We start from the raw sequence: 19,263 nt of genomic DNA on the forward strand, positions 1-19,263 counted from the left end.
TCGACCGGAGCCGGGTGTGCCGCCCGCCTGTGCGGACGGCACACCCGGAGTGGATCAGTGCCCCCGAACGCCGCGACGGCGGACGACGAGCACCAGCGCGGAGCCGGCGAGCAACGCGACACCGGTCACGACCAGGGCTGTGTCGGTGCCGGAGGTGCTGCCACCACCGGTCTCGACGCCACCCTGCGGCATCGGCATGGTCCCGCTCGTCGTGTTGACGACGATCGTCGCGATGCCGATGGTGGTGCCGCCCTTGAGGGCGTCGGTCTTGAAGGCGCCGTTCAGGGCCTCGGCGGCCCCGGCGTTCAGGGTGACGGTCGTGCCGGTCAGCGTCGCGGTGCCCGCCGACTGGTCGATCGTGATGGGCTTCAGGGTCGAGCCGTTGAGATCGAACAGGGTGGTCGACTCGGCGACGGTCTGGCCGCCGGCGCGGACCCGGCCGGTCAGCACGGCGGGGTCGCCCGGGTCGATCACGAAGTTGTCGAGCGTGACCTCGGTGTCACCCTTGGTGAGGGTGAGCCCGCTACCCATGTGCTCGATCCTGCCCTGCACGTAGGGCAGGACCTCGTCCGGCTTGTAGACGGTCACGTTGCCACCGGTGATCGGGAACGACGCGGAGCCGTCCGTGATCGAGGCGGACCCGAACGGGCCGGGGGTGACGTCGAGCGAGGTCAGCGCGTCGGTGAAGCCCTTGTCCAGCGCGACCGAGGTGCTCTTGCCGGTCAGGTTGGAGATCATCGCGACCGGGGGAGGGGTCTCCTGCGCGGAGGCGACCCCGGCGCCCAGCGCGGTCGTCGCGGCGGCGACCAGGCCGATCGTGGCCAGACCGATCACACGTCGAACTGAATTCGCCATGGTGGTTCTCCTCGGATCACACCGACCGACGGGCGATTCCCGGCGACCTCTGCTCCTGTATTCGACGGCCGGAGCGCGGGGGTTCGGAGAAATGCGGGAAAGAATGTCCCGGAGCCCGGATATCACTGCCGGTGACGTGTTCCGGACCCCGGGCAGCGGAGCGTGTGCGGCGGAGCTCAGCCCCCGGGGCGGCCGAGCTCCTGGTGTCGGATGCGGGCCTTCATCTCGGCGACGCCGTCGGCGAACCGCCTCGCGTAGACCTCCTCGACGGCGGCCGCGCCGGCCGCGGTGACGCTCCCGTCGGCGTCGATGAGGCCGAGGGCGAGCAGGTGCCGGGCCACCGCCGGGCGCAGCAGGTCGACGTCCACCTCGCGCGCGTCGAGCAGTTCCAGGGCCCGTGACTCGTCGCGGGTCAGGAGCATCCGCCTCACCTCCACCCCTGGGTTCGTGCGCGGGGCGCGAGGGGTTCACCCCGGCCCGGCGACGGACCCGGCGGGCCCCGGCGACGGCGGTCCCCCCGGGGGACCGGTGGCGGCATGCTGCCGGGATCCGGTCACGGGCGGCCCCGGCCGTGTGCCGCGGTCAGATCAGGCCCGCCGCGCGGGCCGCGATGACCGCCCGCGCCCGGTTCTGGGTGTCGAGCTTGCGCATCGCGCTGTGCAGGTAGGCCTTGACCGTCCCCACCGTGATCCCGAGCTGCGCGGCGATCTCGGCGTTGGTCGCGCCCACCGCGACGTGCTGCAGCGCCTCGATCTCCCGTGGGGAGAGTGCGGGTGTCTCCCCGACCGTCCGGCCCGCGGTCGGACGCACCCCGGCGAGGCCGGTGTGGATCCGGCGCAGCCTCTCGCGCAGCTCCGGGTCACCGGTGCTCTCGATCAGCGCAGCGAGCTCCAGCAGTGCGTCGGTCCGGCTCCCGGCGTCCGCGGCGGCCGGGTACGCAACGGCCGGGGGAGCGTGCTGGTCGAGCAGGGTCGTGGCGTCCCGGGCGATGGTGGCGGCCACGATGCCGGCGTTGCGGACCGCGACGTCGCCGATCGGCCGGTGCTCGCGCATCGCCCCGTACATCACCCCGCGGACCGAGCCGCGGACGACGATCGGGTACGCTAGGATCGACGCGAGCCGCTCGTGCTCGACGACGACGTGGTCGTAGTCGTGGGTGATCCCGGGGGTCGAGGCGTAGTCGCTCACCCGGCACGGGATCCGGCGGGCCATCGCGGCACCGCCGAGTCCGCGTCCGGTCAGGACGCTGAGCAGTCGCAGTGAGTCGCCGAAGGTGCCGATCAGCTGGTTGATCGAGAGCTGCTGTTCGTCGCCCACCGTCCGGGTGGTCCCGCCGAAGACGACGGGCAGGCCGGTCGTCGCGCTGAGTTCGTGCAGACGCCGGGGCATGACCCGGTCCAGGGCCCGCGCGACTGCGTCGTCGTCCTGCACGAGTGCTCCTCCCCGTCCTGGCGGCGTCGTCGCCGGCTCCGGACCACCTCGTCACGTGCAACGAGTCATGCCCGGCGGGGTTGTTGTGCCAGACACGCCCCGGCGCGTCAATCGGCCCGGTCGGTTCCAGCCTGTCACCTGCCCGGGTACCGGAGCAGGTCAGCCGTGCCTGTCGCACCGGCGACCTCACGGCGGCAGGCACGTCGACCGGGCCGCGGGACCCGCTCCGTGGATCCGAACACTGACTTCGGTTGGTAGCGGGCGGTGGACAGCTGCGGCGAGTCTCGGTGCTCCCACCAGGCCGCGCTCGACGAGGAGCCACGCATGACCACCACCCCCGCACCGGTCCCCCTGAGAAGGGTGGCCGCGGCCAGCTGCGCGGGCACCACCATCGAGTTCTACGACTTCTTCATCTACGGGACGGCCGCGGCGCTGGTGTTCCCGAAGGTCTTCTTCCCGGCCCTGGGCTCCACCGCGGGCACCGTCGCCTCCTTCGCGACGTTCGCCGTGGCGTTCTTCGCCCGCCCGGTCGGCGCGATCGTGTTCGGCCACTACGGCGACCGGATCGGCCGGAAGAAGACCCTGATCTCGACGCTGCTGCTCATGGGCATCGCGACCGTCCTGATCGGACTGCTCCCGGGCGCGGAGACGATCGGCGTCGCGGCCCCGCTGATCCTGGTCTTCCTGCGGTTCTGCCAGGGCTTCGCCGTCGGCGGCGAGTGGGCGGGTGCGACCCTGCTGACCGCGGAGTACGCGCCGAAGGAGAAGCGCGGCCTGTACGGCGTGTTCCCCCAGCTCGGCCCGGCCATCGCGTTCGCGCTGTCCTCGGGCACCTTCCTGGTCACCGGGCTGGTCATGGGTGACACCGACGACGCGTTCCTGACCTACGGCTGGCGGATCCCGTTCCTGCTGTCGATCCTGCTCGTCGGCGTCGGGCTGTGGGTGCGGCTCTCCATCGAGGAGACCCCCGCGTTCGCCGAGGCCCGGCGGCGCGCGGCCGCGGAGGCGACCGCGCTCGACCGCTCGAAGCGGCTGCCGTTCCTGGAGGCCGTCCGGGCGCAACCGCGTGAGGTCCTGCTGTCGGCCGGTGCGCTGTCGATGCTGTTCGCGTTCTTCTACATGGGCACGGCCTACCTGACCGCCTACGGCACGAACCCGCAGGGTGCGGCTCTGGACCGCCCGGTGGTGCTGGGCATCGGCATCGCCGCGGCCGTCGTGTTCGGGCTCGCGACCGTGGCCGCCGGGATGCTGTCGGACCGGTTCGGGCGTCGCGCGGTCATCCGGACGTCCTGCGTCGCCGGGATCGTCTGGGCGCTGGCGCTGTTCCCGCTGCTCGACACCGGCAGTGCCACCGCGTTCGCGGTCGGCCTCTGCGGGACCTTGGTGATCTTCGCGGTCGCCTACGGTCCGGCGGGCTCCTTCCTGCCCGAGCTGTTCTCGGCCCGGCACCGCTACACCGGCGCCGGGCTCGGCTACAACCTCGCCGGCGTCCTCGGCGGGGCGATCCCGCCGCTGGTCGCGCCCGGTCTGGCCGCGGCGTACGGCTCGATCGCGATCGGCGTGATGCTCTCGCTGATCGGCGTGATCTCCCTGGTCTGCGTGTCACTGCTGCACGAGACCCGCAACGTCGCGCTCGAGCACGAGCGCCCCGCGACCGCCCCGACGACGGTCTGACCCGCACCACCGACCCGGAGGTCGTCCGCCCCATGGCCAACCACGACATCTACCGCGACGCCCGTGACCGGCTCGTCGCGCTGCACGGCGAGCACGAGAAGGCCGTCGCCGACTTCACCTGGCCGCAGTTCGACGGCGCGTTCCAGTGGGCGCACGACTGGTTCGACGTGATCGCCGACGGCGAGTCGCGGACCGCGCTGCGGATCGTCGAGGAGGACGGTGCCGAGGGTGCCTGGACCTTCGACGAGCTGCGCCGCCGCTCCAACCGGGTGGCCCGCTGGCTCGCCTCGCACGGCGTCGGCCGCGGGGACAGCGTGCTGGTCATGCTCGGCAACCGCGTCGAGCTGTGGGAGTCGATGCTGGCGGTGATGAAGCTCGGCGCGGTGATCATGCCGACGACCACCGCGCTCGGCGCCGTCGACCTGCCGGGCCGGCTGGAGCGCGGCCGCGCACGGTTCGTGATCGCCGACGTGTCGTGCACGGGCAAGTTCGACGGCCTGCTGGACGGGCTCACCGCGGTCTCGGTCGGCGGGTCCGCCGAGGGCTGGCTGGACCTCGCCGACTCCCACGACGTCGACGACGCGCCCGTCGAGCACCCGGGCACCACCGCCGACGACCGGCTGCTGCTGTACTTCACCTCCGGCACCACCAGCCGGCCGAAGCTGGTCGAGCACACCCAGGCGTCGTACCCGGTCGGGCACCTGTCCACCATGTACTGGCTGGGCATCACCCCGGGCGACGTGCACCTCAACATCAGCTCGCCGGGCTGGGCCAAGCACGCGTGGAGCTGCTTCTTCGCGCCGTGGATCGCCGGGGCGACGATCTTCCTCTACAACTACACCCGCTTCGACGCGGCGTCGCTGCTCGGCCAGATCCGGGACAAGGGCGTCACCACGTTCTGCGCTCCGCCGACGGTCTGGCGGATGCTGATCAAGGCCGACCTGTCCGGCGGACCCGGCTCGCTGCGCGAGGTCATCGCGGCGGGCGAGCCGCTCAACCCGGAGATCATCGAGCAGGTCCGGGCGCAGTGGGGCCTGACCCTGCGCGACGGGTTCGGCCAGACCGAGACGACGGCGTCGGTGGGCAACACGCCCGGCTCCGTCGTGAAGCCCGGGTCGATGGGGCGTCCGCTGCCCGGTGTCCCGGTGGTACTGGTCGACGAGCTCACCGGCGAGGTCTCGGGGACCGAGGGCGAGATCTGCATCGACCTGTCCCGGCGGCCCACCAGCCTGATGGTCGGGTACCTGGACATGCCGGAGAAGACCGCCGACGCCATGGCGGGCGGCTTCTACCACACCGGTGACACCGCGACCCGCGACTCCGACGGCTACCTGTTCTACGTCGGCCGCACCGACGACGTGTTCAAGGCCAGCGACTACAAGATCTCGCCGTTCGAGCTGGAGAGCGTGCTCGTCGAGCACCCGGCGGTGCTGGAGGCGGCCGTGGTGCCCCAGCCCGACCCGGTCCGGCTCGCCGTGCCGAAGGCCTACGTCGCGCTCGCCCCCGGCCACGAGCCGACCCGGGAGACCGCGGCCGCGATCTTCGCCCACGCCCGGGACCACCTGGCGCCCTACCTCCGGGTGCGGCGGATCGAGTTCTCCGAGCTGCCGAAGACGATCTCGGGCAAGATCCGGCGGGTGGAGCTGCGGGCCCGCGAGCGCGACGAGGCCGGGGCGGCCGCGGGCGGGGAGTGGCGCTACGAGGACTTCCCGGAGCTGAAGGGCTGACCGCCCTCCCCGGGAACGCTCCGGGGCGGTGTCCGCCGAGCCGCCTCGGACCGGACGGTCGGCCCGTCACCGGCACGACGCCGTGATGGGCCGGCCGTTCGCGTCTCCGGCCCGCCGGGCTCAGGGCCGTCCGGTGCGCAGGCCCTCGACCAGCAGTGCGACCAGCCGGCGTCCGCGGGCGAGGTCGGCGTCCGACGCCGCCCGGCACAGCTGCGGCACGGCGAACAGCAGGTCCTCGGCGGAGACGGCGTCGCGCCGGATCGCGCCGTCGCCGACCGCCGCGTCGAGCAGCGCGGCCAGTGCGGGGCCCAGGCGCTGCGTGAAGTGGCCGGGCAGCCCGTCGAAGGCGGGGTTGCCGGAGTGCAGCGCCGAGGCGAGGCCCCGCTTCGTCGCGAGCAGGTCGATGAACCGGTCGAGCCAGTGCGTCAGCGCCGCGACCGGTGGGTGCTCGGAGGCCAGCTGTGGGCCGGCGTCGGCGAGGGCGTCGATGCCGGTCTCGACCACGGCCTTCACCAGGTCCGCCCGCTGCGGGAAGTGCCGGTAGAGGGTGCCGACGCCGACGCCCGCCAGGTCGGTGATCTCCTTCGCGGGGGCGTCCACCCCCGAGGTGTCGAAGACCCGCCGTGCGGCGTCGAGCAACGCGTCGACGTTGCGCTGCGCGTCCGAGCGCGGACGTCTGGCCCCGGTCCTCCCACTCATCCCGTCACTCTGCCACGCGCTCCTTGTGGACCGGAATGGCCTTCCGTATCGTTGATCCGGAAAGCCATTCCGTTTAGTTCCACCGCACACCCGGAGACCCGCCATGCAGTGAGCCTTTGCCAACCTGATCAAGTGTTGGCGATCATGAGGGTCTGAACTGCGGCGATGAGCGCTGCGGCCTGGTTCGGGCTGGAGCGGATCTTGCGCAGGACCTTCCAGGTCTTCAGCTCGGCGTTGACCCGCTCGCCCGGCCCGCGACGGCGGGCGTGCGCGGCGTTGACCGCCTTCTGGTTCACCGACAAGGGTCGGTAACGACCGGTGTCGGGGTCGAGGCGCCGACGGCGCTGCGGGACCGCGACCGTAGGCCCGGCACCCTGGTAGGCGGTGTCGCCGGCGGCCGGGATCGCGTACTCGGTGAGCGCGTCGATGATGCCGTGCTCGCGGGCTGCGCCCATGTCGTGACGGGCCCCGGGCAGCGGCGGGGAGATCCACACCAACCGGCCGACCGGGTCGGCGATGACCTGCACGTTCAGCCCGTGGCATTTGTGCTTGCCCGAGTAGAACCCCCGGTCATAGCCGCTCGCCATGCCGACCCGGTCGATGCGCAGCAGGGTCCCGTCGATGATCACGAACGCTTTGCGCGCCGCGACCTGCATCGCTTGCTCCAGGGTCGGGGCCATCGCAGCGAGCAGGTCGATGGCCTCGCGCAGGTAGCGGTACACCGTGGAGGTCCCGACCTTGAATCCGCAGGCCAGCTGGGCGTAGGTGTCACCGGTGCGCAGGTGCGCCACGACCAGCAGGGCTTGACGGCCCGGGGTGAGCCTGCGCCAGCGGGTCGCGCGTTCGCGGCGGTGACGACGCAGCAGCGTGCTGACCATCTTCAGCGTGTGGGTGGACACGGTCATCCCGGACGGGTAGGACAGCACCTTGAAGCTCCTGGTCGGACGGATTGGTCTCAGCAACCGCTCGTCTACCAGGAGCTTCACCCCTTCGAGGTCACGCCACGCCGCACACGCTCTGACCTGCCCGTCCGTCAGGTTGGCAAAGGCTCAGTACCGCCCGCTCGGCCGGACCGGGATCATGGTCAGCCCCGTCGCGCTCGGCGCGATGATGTTCGCGACGTCGTTCGGCAACCCCGACCCCGCCGACTCCGCGCGGATCATCCACCGGGCGCTCGACGCCGGGATCAACCTCGTCGACACCGCCGACGCCTACGGCGACTCGGAGGAGGTGGTCGGCCGTGCGCTGAAGGGCCGCCGCGACGACGTGGTGCTCGCGACCAAGTTCGGCCGCGCCGTCGACGACGACCCGGCGCACCGCGGGGCGTCGCGCCGCTGGATCGTCACCGCCGTCGAGAACTCCCTGCGCCGGTTGGGGGTCGACCACATCGACCTCTACCAGCTCCACCGCCCGGATCCCGACACCGACATCGAGGAGACCCTCTCCGCGCTGACCGACCTGGTCCGCAGCGGGAAGGTGCGGGCGGTCGGGACGTCGCAGGCTCCCGCCTCGGGCATCGTCGAGGCCCAGTGGGTCGCCGAGCGGCGCGGGCTGGTCCGGTTCCGCACCGAGCAGTGCGCCTACTCGATCCTGAACCGTGGTGCCGAACGCGAGGTGCTGCCGGCCGCGCAGCGCTTCGGCATGGGCACGCTGATCTGGGGGCCGCTCGGCCAGGGGGTGCTCACCGGCCGCGTCCGCCGGGGCGGGGCGAACGACCTGCGCCGGGTGGGGCTCCTGCAGCACCTGTCCGACGAGCGACGCATCGAGGTCGTGGAGCAGCTCGTCCCGCTCGCCGAGGAGGCGGGCCTGCCGCTCACTCACCTGGCCGTGGCGTTCGTCGTCGCCCATCCGGGGGTGACCAGCGCGCTGCTCGGGCCGCGCACCATGGCCCAGCTCGACGATCTGCTCGCGGGGGTGGACGTCGCGCTGGGCGACGACCTGCTCGACCGCATCGACGGGATCGTGCCGCCGGGGGTCGACGTCAGCGCACTGGACCAGGAGTTCCGGCCGCCGGCGCTGCTGGACCCGCAGCTGCGGCGTCGACCGGTGGCGGGGCGGTCCGCGGCCTGACCCGGGCGGCCGGCCCGTCGTGGCTGACCGGCGGCGAGTACGGGCGGAGGGAGTGGTGGGGATCGCGCTCCGCATGGTGATGATCGGTGTCGTCCGTGGTTCCGTTCCTGCGTGGACGATCGGCCCGCGCGGGAGTCGCGACGGAACGGCGCCGCCTGAACCGGGACGGTGCCGTCGAGCTCCGGGTTCCGGTCGGAGGATCGTCGTTGTGCCTCTGACCTACGTGCCCCCGGCAGGATTCGAACCTGCGGCACACGCTTTAGGAGCGTTTACCTATCCGTGGACTGGGTCATCTACCAGCGCGTTTGTCCCCAACCCAGGAACAGCGAGAGCCTCGGTAGCTCCCCAACATCAGCGTTTCGCTCCCATGGTGGCTCCCAGGGAAGCGGCGCGCTCGACGTTCAGCGAGGCGGAGTCTCGCGGTCGGTAGCACGTCGAGCCACCGCCAGGCGGCAGCCGTAGCCTGTGGCGTGATGAGCACGCAGGGCGAGACCTTCGGCCGCGCCTCCGCCACCCGGATCATGCGCGAGGCGTGCGAGAGAGTCGGTCTGTCGCCCGACGGCGCGGAGCTGATCCGGCTAGGCGAGAACGCGATCTTTAGGGTTGGAAACCCGCCGGTGATCGTCCGCATCGCCCGCGGACCGGCGTTCCGAGACTCCGCGGCCAAGGAGGTCGCGGTCTCGCGCTGGCTGAAGGACGAGGGCCTCCGTGCTGCACAGCTGTGGCCGGGCCAGGGCGAGCAACCGCTGGACGTTGACGGCCATCCCGTGACCTTCTGGGAGTACCTCGACGGCCGCCGCGGAAGCCCGGAGGACATCGTCTCGCTCGCGGGCATCCTCCGAGACCTGCACAGCAAGCCGATCCCGTTCTCGTTCGAGCTCCCCAAGGAGGACATCCTTAGCCGCGTCCTGCCGAGGATCGAGAGCGCGCCGATCCCGGACGAGGATCGACAGTTCCTCACAGGCCTGGCCGAGGAGCTCCGCGACGCAGTAGGTGGCCTGAGCTTTCCCCTCAAGCCAACGATCATCCACGGAGACGCCCACGTCCAGAACCTGATGGTCGTCGGCGAGCAGCCGATTCTGATTGACTTCGAGCGCGTGGCCGTCGGTCAGCCCGAGTGGGATCTAGCCATGACGGCGACCGAGTATGCGACCGCTGGATGGTGGACCTCAAAGCAATACGATGCATTCGCGGCCCGCTACGGCTTTGACGTCATGATGTGGGCGGGCTTCGACGTCCTGCGCCGAGTTCATGAGATCAAGATGACCACATGGGTGATGCAAAACAGAGCGGAGTCGATAGACGCAGCTACTGAATTCCATACGCGTATGGCGACGCTACGGGGTGGCCAAAGGCTCTCGAATTGGCGTGCCTTCTAGGCGGTTGGCGATAGCAGCCACGCTTCGTCCGCGATTGAATGTTACTAGTCGTCCATCCTCGCTACCGCCCGTATTGCTGCAGCATATGGCTCATCTTGGCGTTGCGTCGCCACATCAAGTTCAGTGTACGGTCTTATCGCCGGATGGTCAGGGTCTCGACTCAACATCCACGCGACCCAGGCGTCGTGAACATCTTCGCACGAGACTGATTCGCCCTTCGATCGCAGCAAGACGGCATAGATTCTGAACAGGTCCTCCGAGTCGTCGGGCGGACTAGCTGTCGGGCCAATTCTATTGCGAATCTGCAGCGCCAAGGTCGTCAAGTAGTCACTCACCTAGTCATCCTTACAATGAAGAGCACTAAGTAGATAATCGAGAATATCCACGGGACAAATCGCTCGACGGCTCCGAGTTCTGCGTATCGAGGCCGAAATCTTGAGATCTTGTCCTTCTTTAGCTCAGTCCACTCATCCGCGAATATCGCACGAGGTAGATCTTTCTCGAGCGAGGTAATGACGCTGAACTTGGCGTTGTTTAGGTCGCGATAACTCCGCAGCTGGAGCCACCACGACGCTGAAAGCGCGATGCCAGCGACTGAAACAGCTAGACTGGCCCACCAGGGTCTGTCAAACAGGGCAGGGGTTGCGAGTCCGAGAACTGCGACAAATGCAGTCTGAACTGTGAGAAAGAAGGAGTTCGCGGTCGCACGCCTTGCAGACACGCGATCCGCCATCTCGACAGCGAGCTTGTACAACTCGAGCTGATGCGCATTGCTCCAAATCTCACTCAACCGAAGACCTCGCGTTCAACATGCACTTAACTCCCTCTACCGTCGTCGCGCCCAGACCGGCCCGCGCCAAGTCGAGGTCCTGATGTGCCGGTGAGCTTAGGATACTGCCTGGCTACAGGGAATCAGTCAATCCGACTAACTCGCATGTAACACCGCGACGCTCTAACGCGACCTGAGTCCGAGACGACGACTAGAGAGGCGCGCATCGGTGCCTCATTCCACCACGTACCTTCCTTCTTCCTCGATGTACCAGATTATAGCGAGCACGTGCGGAGCGGACTTCAGTGAAGAGTAACTCCTGGGCTACTGTAAATGCCCAATATTGGGCGTCCGTCGCAACTCGATACAATCGGCTGTACGATTCTCGCTGGAGCGAGCTTGAGAACAGGGAGGTCGAAGCGACACTCAGAGGTGAGGTCGAGCTCTTGTCCCAGCCGGTGCATCTCCTAGACATCGGCTGCGGAACTGGGCTGGCTTTCGAACTTCTGTCTGGGCAGATTAGGCAGTACATCGGCGTCGACATCTCATTGCCAACGCTGTTGGAGGCTGCATCCGGGGTAGGCGAAGCTGGGGAGCCGCTATTCTTGTGTTGCGACATCGGCAGCCCTTTGCCTTTCGTGGACTCCTCTTTTCAAATGGTAACCGCAACGTTTACATCATTTTCATATGTAGAGGATTGGCGAAGCCTCTTGAGGGAATGTAGACGGGTACTGCAACCTGGTGGCCGAGTCTACTTATCGACGATAGGTAGGGAATCGGCTAGGCGACGGCTACGGGGGCTTCGGGGGGAGCAGGAGAAATATCGAACGAGAGGCCTAGAGCGGGAAGGCACGCATGCACTCGCGAGTACTATATCGGTATCGGACATGCGTCTTGAGCTCACAAATGTCGGATTTAGGAGTATCACGCATAGGCCAATCAGTGCTTTAGGAGGAGTCGCGGAATTGCCGGCACTGTGGCGGCTAGATCGGCTCCTATGTCGAATGATGCCGAGTCTCGGTCATCTATCTGACTGGACTGCAACGGTCGAGGAGTAGGTAAGTGCCCACTGGCCAGTCCCCCCTGCTGTTCATCAGTTACACGCAGGCCGATGAGATTTGGGCGCTGCGGATTGCCACCGAGGCCAGAGGCATTGGATTCAGAGTGGAGGTTCAGGCTTCGACCTTCAGGCCTGGCGACAATTTTGCGCTAAAGATACATCGGGCGGTTGAAAACGCGCTGTTCATTGTGATTGTTCTGAGTGTTGAGTATCTGAGTTCCCGTTTCGGAGCCGCGGAGTGGCTGGCCGGTTGGGCGTCGGATCCCCTAGGGGAATCACGCCGTATTGTCCCGTTTCGGATCGATCAGGTAGAACCCTCAGGGCTGCTGGCCCCTATAGCATATCTGGACTTGGCCGGTCGCTCGGAGGACGCCGCACGCAGCCTAATTCACGATGAATTACGGAGGATGTTCGACTCCGACTCCTCTATCGAATTCAGGCCTAGCAGTGCTACATCGGCGTCTAGGAGTACTAGACGCAGTCTGCGAGGGCCCTCCGCACATCGGAACCAATACTTTGTCGGCCGAGTCGCGGAACTCGATTGGCTGCGTACGCAGGTCAGCACCCCAGGCAATGGAGGAGATCGGTCTGTAAAAGCTATTACAGGGTTGGGTGGGGTCGGAAAGACTCAACTAGCTCTAGAAGCCTACTTTGAAGCACAGAAGGTTCTTCCTGTCACTTGGTGGGTGTCAGCGGAGTCGAGGGCCACCGCTGACCTCGGACTCGCTTCACTATGCGAGGAGCTAATGCGGCGCGGATATCTGGATGACGCATCCCCGCCGTCAGCTGAGAAGTGCTTGTCTTGGCTTCAAGACAACGACGACTGGTGGATCGTTTATGACAACTGCGACTCACCTGCGGAGGTCCAAGACGTGATCCCTGTGTCGGGAGGAGGCACCGTAGTGCTGACCTCACGATATCCTGATTGGGGCCACATTGCAGATCAGCTGACTCTCAAGCCACTGTCAGTACAGGAGGGGACCGAGTTGGTCCTAGGGGGTTGTCCCCTAGTCGAGCCTGAACTCGCTCAAGCACTCACCGTCGAGCTTGGGGGGCTCCCGCTTGCGTTGACTCAGGCCACGGCATACTTGCGACGGACAGGCGCCGTCCTAGCATTGCCAGATTATCTGGCTGCACTACAGCAGGATGCAACCCGTGTTATGGCGCAGCAGCACCCGCCAGGTTACGACAAGACTCTCGCAACGGTTTGGGGGATATCAATGAGCGAGTTTGGTCCCAGCGCCGGTTTGCTATACAGACTTCTCCCGTTCTTCGCGGCCGAGACTCTGCCTGTTCGCACGCTATTCGCAGATTCAGGAGTAGGTGGGTCCCTAAGAGATCCGCTTGAGTTGGCAGAAGCTGTCGGCGAACTGCGAGATCTGTCGCTGATTTCAATCGAGAGCGGTGCCGCGATAAGTGTGCATAGGCTCGTGCAATCAGACATCTATTCGCGGTTGACGCAGGAGGAGAAGCGAGACGGTGCCTCTACAGCGCTAAGACTTCTTTTTGAGACCACACCCGTCGATGAGATGGACGGAGATAGCTGGCCTCTATCAGAGCAACTTGTCCCGCATGTCTTGAAGTCAGTGCAGTATGCGGGAGCTCTAGACGTAGACATGGAGGTCGCGGCTGACCTTATGGCCCGTGTGAGTGGCTACATCTCCGCACGCTTCGACGCAAACAGTGCTGCATCTCATGCGAAGATGGCGGTCGGACTTGCGGATCGCGTCCGCGAGGAGAACGCGGCCGTATGGAAGCGTTGCGTCGGGATATACGCCTCAATTCTCGCAAATATTGGCCAGCTCAGCGAGGCGCGAGAATTGCTTGAGAATGCTCTACCTGAAGAGCATGGAGGCGGGCTTGAGGATCTGCCTGTGCTTCGGACACTCGGATGGGTGTTGGTGGACTGCGGCGACGCCCAGCGAGGCGCCGCGACAATGAGCCGTGCCGTACGCATTGTGGAGGAGTCGGAAGTTTCGACGCCCGATCTCGTAGAGCGGCTATATGATACGTATGGCTGGGTGCTCGCAGAGGCCGGGAGATTGGAGGCTGCGCGAGACGCGATCCTTACGGCGGCGCAGACATCGCGCATGTACTTCGGGGAGATGAGCTCTCGCCTCGCGCAGAATCTCGACACGTTGGCGCGAATCCTGCTCGAGCTTGGACAGTTGCAGGAGGCTGCGCTAAACGCTGATGAGGCATTAGCCATTGCCTTCCATGCCTATGACGACAGTCACCCAAGGGTCGCCGAGATGATTTGGACAAAGGCCAAGATTCTGTCCGCTCAAAGTGACTATGGAGCGGCAGTGCCGTTGCTTGAGCGTACGATCGCGATGACGCGACATCGTATGGCGCGACGACCCGAGCTTATCGACTATCTTGTGACGTATGGGAGAGCCCTCCAAATGGACGGGCAGTTGCGAGCCGCGCTCGAAGCTGCCCGTGAGGCAGTCCAGATTGCCGAGGCTACGTATGTTGTGGGTCACGCCCGGAGGGTTGCCGCCGAAGAGTTGCTGGCCGCGATAGACAATGACCAAGCACGCGAGGACGGAGCCCGCAACGATGTTTGATTCTTCTGTTTCACGTTCCACGGAGCCGGGCGGTGATGTTGAACGTCGCTGTTTGGCGCATTTAGCGAAATGCGGTATTCCGTATGAACTGCTTCAGCATGAGCCGGTCTTGGACTATGCGACTGCTGAGGTTATCCGAACTCGGTTTGCTCTTCGTGGGGTGGAGTCGAAGAGTGTCTTTCTTGAGGGGCACTCGGGTAGGTTTTACATGTACGTCACGCTCGAAGGCCATAGAGTCGACCAGAAGTGGCTCAAGGCTCATTTCGGTGATCGTGTGAAGGTGGCGACGCCAACGTCTCTGGAGGATCGAACTGGCTGTGTGCCTGGCTGCGCCTGCCCACTAGGTTTGCCGGAGGATATTCAGACGGTCGTTGATCCGGTTGCTTTTTCTGCGTCAGCGGTCATCTTCTCTCCTGGAAGTCCTACGCGGACGATTGAGTTGTCCCAGGCTCATTGGAGAGCTGCGATTCTGGCCGTGACTCCTAGTCCCGCCGTCGTGAGCCCGACCACGTAGTCGAATGGGCTCCTCTTGGGAGCCTGCTTGTGTGGTGGGCAAGCCTCACAGGTGGTGGCTAGCTTGTCGAGCTGAAGGCTGAACCGTCGTCGGGTCGCCAGCCTGGAGGAAGCAGTTGGGCGAGCGCCAGATGCCAGCGGCGGTGCTGGCTGAAGTCCGATATGCGTGCTCCGCAGAGGTCGCAGTCGAGGCCGTCCCTTTGGACGGTGAGGCGTGGATTCGTGGCGATTAGGGCATAGGCAGTCTCGGCGTTCATCGATTCTTGATTCGCTCCAGTGTCTTGCCGCGTTACGGCGGCTAGATGCCGATCGATTCGGACCCGGCTGAGGTCACAATCCTTGTTGTGGTTTGGCTTTGACGAAGATGCGAGTCGCTTAGCCCGTGAAGTACGGCATCTTAAGTGCTTCTTGGGCGTGAGCTGCAAAGTCGGCTAGTCGAGTATTCGTTATGAGGGCTGAATTAGCAGTGCTGAGGAAGTCTCTCATGTATCGTTGGAATCGGGAAGACTGAATATGGCGGGCGCTGGTGAGCGCGGTAGTTGCAATGAGCCTTTGCCAACCTGATGGACGAGCAGGTCAGCTGGCGTGCGGCGTGGCGTGACCTCGAAAGGGTGAAGCTCCTGGTAGACGGGCGATTGCCTAGATCAATCCGCCTGACCAGGAGCTTCAGAGTGTTGTCTTACCCGTCCGGGATGACCGTGTCCAGCCGCGCGCTCGGCCTGCTCGCCGACGCGCTGCGCGCGCACCGCAACCAGCGGGCTACACGCTGGCGCAAGCTCTCCGCCGGCCGCCAGGCCCTGCTGGTGGTGGCCTATCTGCGCAAGGGCGAGACCTATGCCGACCTGGCCTGCGGGTTCGAGATCGGCACGTCAACGGTCTACCGCTACGTGCGCGAAGCGCTCGCCCTGCTCGCGGCGATGGCCCCGACGCTGGAGCAGGCGATCGAGGTCGCCTCACGCAAGGCGTTCGTGATCGTCGACGGCAGCCTGCTGCGGATCGACCGGGTCGGCATGGCGTCCGGCCGAGACCGCCCCTACTACAGCGGCAAGCACAAGGCCCACGGGCTGAACGTGCAGGTCATCGCCGACCCGGTCGGCAGGCTGGTGTGGATCTCCCCGCCGCTGCCTGGCGCGCGGCACGACATGGGAGCCGCCCGCGACCACGGGATCATCGAGGCGCTGACCGCGCATGAGATCCCCGCGGTCGCCGACACCGCCTACCAAGGCGCCGGTCCGATGGTGGCCGTGCCGCAGCGGCGTCGGCGCATCGACCCGGACACCGGGCGCTACCGGCGCCTGTCGCGCAACCAGAGGGAGGTCAACGCCGCACACGCCCGCCGACGCGGGCCGGGTGAGCGGGTCAACGCCGAGCTGAAGAACTGGAAGGTTCTGCGCAAGATCAGATCCTGCCCGACCCGGGCCGCCGAGCTCGTCGCCGCAGTTCAGACCCTCATGATCGCCAACGGATGATCAGGTTGGCAAAGGCTCAATGTCAATGGCATGGTCGAGATGTCCTGCGTGGAGCGCCCCTGTTGCAGCCACCATCGCAATGAAAGCCTGAGTTCGAATGGGCGTGACCCCGGGCACGATGGCAAGTGATGTGAACCGCTCTGTCTCGTTGGGACGTCGTAGGGTCCCGAAGCAGTGGGCTGCTTCCCCAGCGAGTTCGGTCTCGTCGTAGTAGCCGATCCATGCTGGGTCGTTCCCAGCGTCCCGTGCGTGGAAGGCTCTTTCGGCTCGGGCGATCGCGGCTGCGGCGCCGGGGCCGTCGCCGAGGGAGGCGAGGGCTCGGGCCTCCATGGCGAAGAGCAGCGATGCCACAGCGCCGGAGCGCTTGTGGCCCGGGATCGACTGGCCGGCACGGGCGAGCTGCAGGGCTTGCTCGAAGCGGCCGATGTAGTTTGCCTGGTGGCTCAGGTTCGAGAGGAGTCGCGCGCCCATTAAGGGGTCCTGCGCCTCCTTGGCCAGCCGGAGGGCGTACACGAAGTAGCGCTGGGCGGCGCCGTGGCGGCCGGAGTCATACGCGCTCCAACCCAGCATCTGGGCGAGCTCGGCGGTCGCGGAGAACAGGTCGCGGCCGGCCGGACCGGTCGCTGCGGCGGTTCTCAGGATTGGCATGACCTGGTTCCGGAAGAAGAACAGCAGGAGCTCGCGTGTGTGTCCGCCGCCGAGCTGGAAGTCCAGGATGACCCGCGGCCGCGAGGCCAACACCGCCCACGTCACCACGCACACCGGACCCGACGACCCCGCCCAGGGCGACCCCGAGCGCCACACCCTCCACCGCGACCCCGTCGCGACCCTCGCCGGGATCCTCGACGCCAGCGACACCGCCGCCCCCCGCTCCGCGGTCGCGATCGCCACCGAGTCCGCCGACGAGGCCACCAGCACCCGCACCGCCGCCGAGCTGCTCGCCGACGCCGCCCAGCTCGCCGCCACCGAACGCACCGCCGAGTCCCTCGACCGGCTCGTCGCCAATGGAACGCTCGGCGAGGACCAGCGGGCGCGGATCGCCGCCGAGGACGGCGTCGCCGGACTCACCCGCGTCCTGCGCCGCGCCGAGCTGGCCGGCCACGACCCCCACCGCGTCCTCACCGACGCCGTCGAGCACGGCAGCCTTGTCGGATCGAGGAACCTGACAAACGTCCTCTACTCCCGCATCCGCGACCGCTATCGATTCGACCCCCGCGGCGACACCTGGGCCGACTGGACACCCCACACCGACAACCCGGAATGGCGCGACTACCTCACCGAGCTCGCCCGGGCCGCCGACGACCGCGCCGCCCAGCTGGGAGCCGAGGCGGCCGAGGAGCCGGCGCAGTGGGCGACAGCGGCGTTCGGCCCGGTCCCGGACGACCTCGTCGACCGCGCCGCCTGGGAAGGCGCAGTCGGCCGCATCGCCGCCTACCGCGAGGCCCGCGGCCACGACGACCCCGACGAGGCCCTGGGCCCCGCGCCCAAGCCCGGTCAGGTCGAGCAGTTCGCCGCCTACCGGGCCGCGTGGCGGGCCCTCGGCCGTCCGGAGATCGACCGCGAGCACCTGGAGCTGTCCAACGGCCAGCTCCGGATGCGCGTGCGCGCCTATGAGCGCGAGCTCGCCGCCGCACCCCGCTACGTCTCCAACGAGCTTGCCGGAACCCGCGAAGCCGCGGCCAACTACCGCCAGAACGCCGCCCTGACCCGCGCCGAGGCCGAGACGGCGCCGGACGACAACCGTCGGCAGCAGCTCGCCGCGGAGGCCGATCAGACCGCCAGGCTCGCCGAGCTACTGGACGGGCAGGCTCAGCAGCTCCAGCAGGTCGACGGCGCCCGCGCGGCCTGGCTTGCCCACACCGCTCAGACTCGCGTCCAGGCCGAGCTGTCCAAGGCCGAGCTCTCCGCCCGCGACGCCGACGACGACCCGGCCGACCGGGTCACCGCGGCGGAGTGGAAGGCGGCGCACGATGCCGCCCAGACCGAAGACGAACGCCACCGCGAGGTCACCGAGGACGACCTCGACCGCATGGCCGAGCACGACGAGCTCGACGAGTCGCGGACGTTCCTGGCGGAGACCGAACGGCGCGACGTCCGGGAGCTGGCCGCTGAGGCGTCGGCACGGGCCAGCGAGGACGTCGTGCGGGTTCCCGATGCTGCGGAGACCGCGGACAGCCTCGACTGGGCCGGACAGATCCTCGCGGAGATCCGTTATCGAGAGGCCGCGGACGTAGCCGAGGAGGCCGACCATCGCGCCGCGCAGCTCAACCAGTGGCACGTCGACGACATCGCGGCCGAGGCCGACACTGCTCGTCAGCACGAGGGCGCCGCGGATGGTGACGAGTGATCAGCGCCCGTTGCAGCCGCGGGTGGCAACCGTGTCGCTGAACGGCGGCGGGCCCTCGGCCCGCCAAGCCCAGCGCAGCGTGGCCACGATTCCCTCACACCAGCCAGGCCGCTGTTGAGCGAGCTTTGGCCGGCGCTGTGCGAGGAGCTCTGCCTCGACGAGCTCGGCCTCGATCGTCTCTGCATACGCCCGCAGCTCGCGATCTGTCGCAGGGGATCGGGCGGGATGCGCCCGACCCCAGCTCGGTGTGACTGTCGCATCGGCCAGCCAGCGGCAAGTGACGACGACTGCGGCGGCAAACCAGTCGCTGTCCGGACTCGTGGCGTCGGTTCGTCGGTCGGCCTCTGCCCAGAGGGCAGCGAACTGCGCGGGCGAAACTCGCAGATCCTGGGTGGGGACGCGTCCCATGTGCTCAACCACAGACACGACCAGAGGGTCGCACGCAGCACTGACAATCGCGGGTCGTTCTCCTCGTCATGAGTGTGGTCGTAGCTCGTCGCAGGTCAAGGTCGTTCGTCCTCACTGCGTTCCGGGCGCTCCACCTTGCCCGGCTCCTCGTCTACGACCGGGCGGCCTCGTGCGGAGAAAGGGCGACACTGGAGCACAGGGGTTGGGCCGAGGGCAAGGACTGCCCTAGCTCAAGCGTCGACACATGTCCGCGTTCATGCCCGCGGACCGCAACCTCGACGAGGGCACCCGA

17 protein-coding genes are annotated in these 19,263 nt (G+C 67.3%); 8 read left to right on the forward strand and 9 right to left on the reverse strand.

All coding sequences use genetic code 11. From position 1 onward, the window contains the following. Positions 1-54 precede the first annotated feature (54 nt). From ZF1_RS03600 to ZF1_RS03610, 3 genes are all read right to left on the reverse strand, one after another. Positions 55-834 carry a hypothetical protein gene (locus ZF1_RS03600; RefSeq protein ID WP_482636451.1) on the reverse strand — a complete coding sequence of 260 codons (780 nt, stop codon included), beginning with the start codon at positions 832-834 and terminating at the stop codon, positions 55-57. Positions 835-1,031: 197 nt separating this feature from the next. Beyond that, positions 1,032-1,277 carry a hypothetical protein gene (locus tag ZF1_RS03605; protein WP_482636452.1) on the reverse strand — a complete coding sequence of 82 codons (246 nt, stop codon included), beginning with the start codon at positions 1,275-1,277 and terminating at the stop codon, positions 1,032-1,034. 160 nt (positions 1,278-1,437) lie between these two features. Next, positions 1,438-2,286, reverse strand: coding sequence for a helix-turn-helix transcriptional regulator (locus ZF1_RS03610; RefSeq protein ID WP_208826505.1), 849 nt, complete (start codon positions 2,284-2,286; stop codon positions 1,438-1,440). A gap of 324 nt (positions 2,287-2,610) precedes the next feature. Between ZF1_RS03610 and ZF1_RS03615 the strand changes: the two genes are divergently transcribed. After that, the gene (locus tag ZF1_RS03615) at positions 2,611-3,960 is read left to right on the forward strand and encodes an MFS transporter (protein WP_482636453.1); all 1,350 of its coding nucleotides are present in this window, start codon (positions 2,611-2,613) and stop codon (positions 3,958-3,960) included. Between the two features lie 32 nt (positions 3,961-3,992). After that, positions 3,993-5,687, forward strand: coding sequence for an AMP-binding protein (locus ZF1_RS03620; protein WP_482636454.1), 1,695 nt, complete (start codon positions 3,993-3,995; stop codon positions 5,685-5,687). A gap of 120 nt (positions 5,688-5,807) precedes the next feature. Here the strand turns inward: ZF1_RS03620 and ZF1_RS03625 are convergent, their stop codons facing one another. Further along, positions 5,808-6,386, reverse strand: a complete 579-nt coding sequence (locus ZF1_RS03625) for a TetR/AcrR family transcriptional regulator (RefSeq protein WP_346101766.1) — start codon at positions 6,384-6,386, stop codon at positions 5,808-5,810. Between the two features lie 128 nt (positions 6,387-6,514). After that, entirely contained in the window at positions 6,515-7,312 is a 798-nt protein-coding gene (locus tag ZF1_RS03630) for a transposase family protein (protein ID WP_161152599.1), read from the reverse strand. 154 nt (positions 7,313-7,466) lie between these two features. Here ZF1_RS03630 and ZF1_RS03635 point away from each other — a divergent pair, with 154 nt between their 5' ends. Then, complete coding sequence (locus ZF1_RS03635; protein WP_482638667.1) at positions 7,467-8,456, forward strand: aldo/keto reductase; 990 nt, start codon at positions 7,467-7,469, stop codon at positions 8,454-8,456. 473 nt (positions 8,457-8,929) lie between these two features. Further along, on the forward strand, positions 8,930-9,835 hold the full coding sequence (locus tag ZF1_RS03640; RefSeq protein WP_482636455.1) for a phosphotransferase enzyme family protein: 906 nt from the start codon (positions 8,930-8,932) through the stop codon (positions 9,833-9,835). A 44-nt stretch (positions 9,836-9,879) separates the two neighbouring features. Here the strand turns inward: ZF1_RS03640 and ZF1_RS03645 are convergent, their stop codons facing one another. Beyond that, the gene (locus ZF1_RS03645; protein ID WP_482636456.1) at positions 9,880-10,170 is read right to left on the reverse strand and encodes a DUF7701 domain-containing protein; all 291 of its coding nucleotides are present in this window, start codon (positions 10,168-10,170) and stop codon (positions 9,880-9,882) included. Further along, the gene (locus tag ZF1_RS03650; protein WP_482636457.1) at positions 10,167-10,625 is read right to left on the reverse strand and encodes a RipA family octameric membrane protein; all 459 of its coding nucleotides are present in this window, start codon (positions 10,623-10,625) and stop codon (positions 10,167-10,169) included. The genes ZF1_RS03645 and ZF1_RS03650 overlap by 4 nt, the downstream gene beginning before the upstream one ends. Before the next feature lie 437 nt (positions 10,626-11,062). Here ZF1_RS03650 and ZF1_RS03655 point away from each other — a divergent pair, with 437 nt between their 5' ends. From ZF1_RS03655 to ZF1_RS03670, 4 genes are all read left to right on the forward strand, one after another. After that, on the forward strand, positions 11,063-11,662 hold the full coding sequence (locus ZF1_RS03655) for a class I SAM-dependent methyltransferase (RefSeq protein WP_482638668.1): 600 nt from the start codon (positions 11,063-11,065) through the stop codon (positions 11,660-11,662). Positions 11,663-11,666: 4 nt separating this feature from the next. Further along, on the forward strand, positions 11,667-14,234 hold the full coding sequence (locus tag ZF1_RS03660) for a tetratricopeptide repeat protein (RefSeq protein WP_482636458.1): 2,568 nt from the start codon (positions 11,667-11,669) through the stop codon (positions 14,232-14,234). Next, positions 14,227-14,748, forward strand: a complete 522-nt coding sequence (locus tag ZF1_RS03665; RefSeq protein ID WP_482638669.1) for a YbaK/EbsC family protein — start codon at positions 14,227-14,229, stop codon at positions 14,746-14,748. The genes ZF1_RS03660 and ZF1_RS03665 overlap by 8 nt, the downstream gene beginning before the upstream one ends. Positions 14,749-15,418: 670 nt before the next feature. Beyond that, positions 15,419-16,216 (forward strand): transposase family protein, encoded by a 798-nt coding sequence (locus ZF1_RS03670; protein WP_476654817.1) that lies wholly within the window; start codon positions 15,419-15,421, stop codon positions 16,214-16,216. On the opposite strand, the gene ZF1_RS03675 is transcribed toward ZF1_RS03670, so the two are convergent. Together ZF1_RS03675 and ZF1_RS03680 are read right to left on the reverse strand one after the other, a co-directional pair. Next, the gene (locus tag ZF1_RS03675; protein ID WP_482638670.1) at positions 16,217-17,338 is read right to left on the reverse strand and encodes an NsdA family TPR-like regulatory protein; all 1,122 of its coding nucleotides are present in this window, start codon (positions 17,336-17,338) and stop codon (positions 16,217-16,219) included. 1,225 nt (positions 17,339-18,563) lie between these two features. Beyond that, the gene (locus ZF1_RS03680; RefSeq protein ID WP_482636459.1) at positions 18,564-18,989 is read right to left on the reverse strand and encodes a hypothetical protein; all 426 of its coding nucleotides are present in this window, start codon (positions 18,987-18,989) and stop codon (positions 18,564-18,566) included. Between the last annotated feature and the right edge of the window lie 274 nt (positions 18,990-19,263).

This window comes from Pseudonocardia sp. ZF1, from assembly GCF_056835605.1.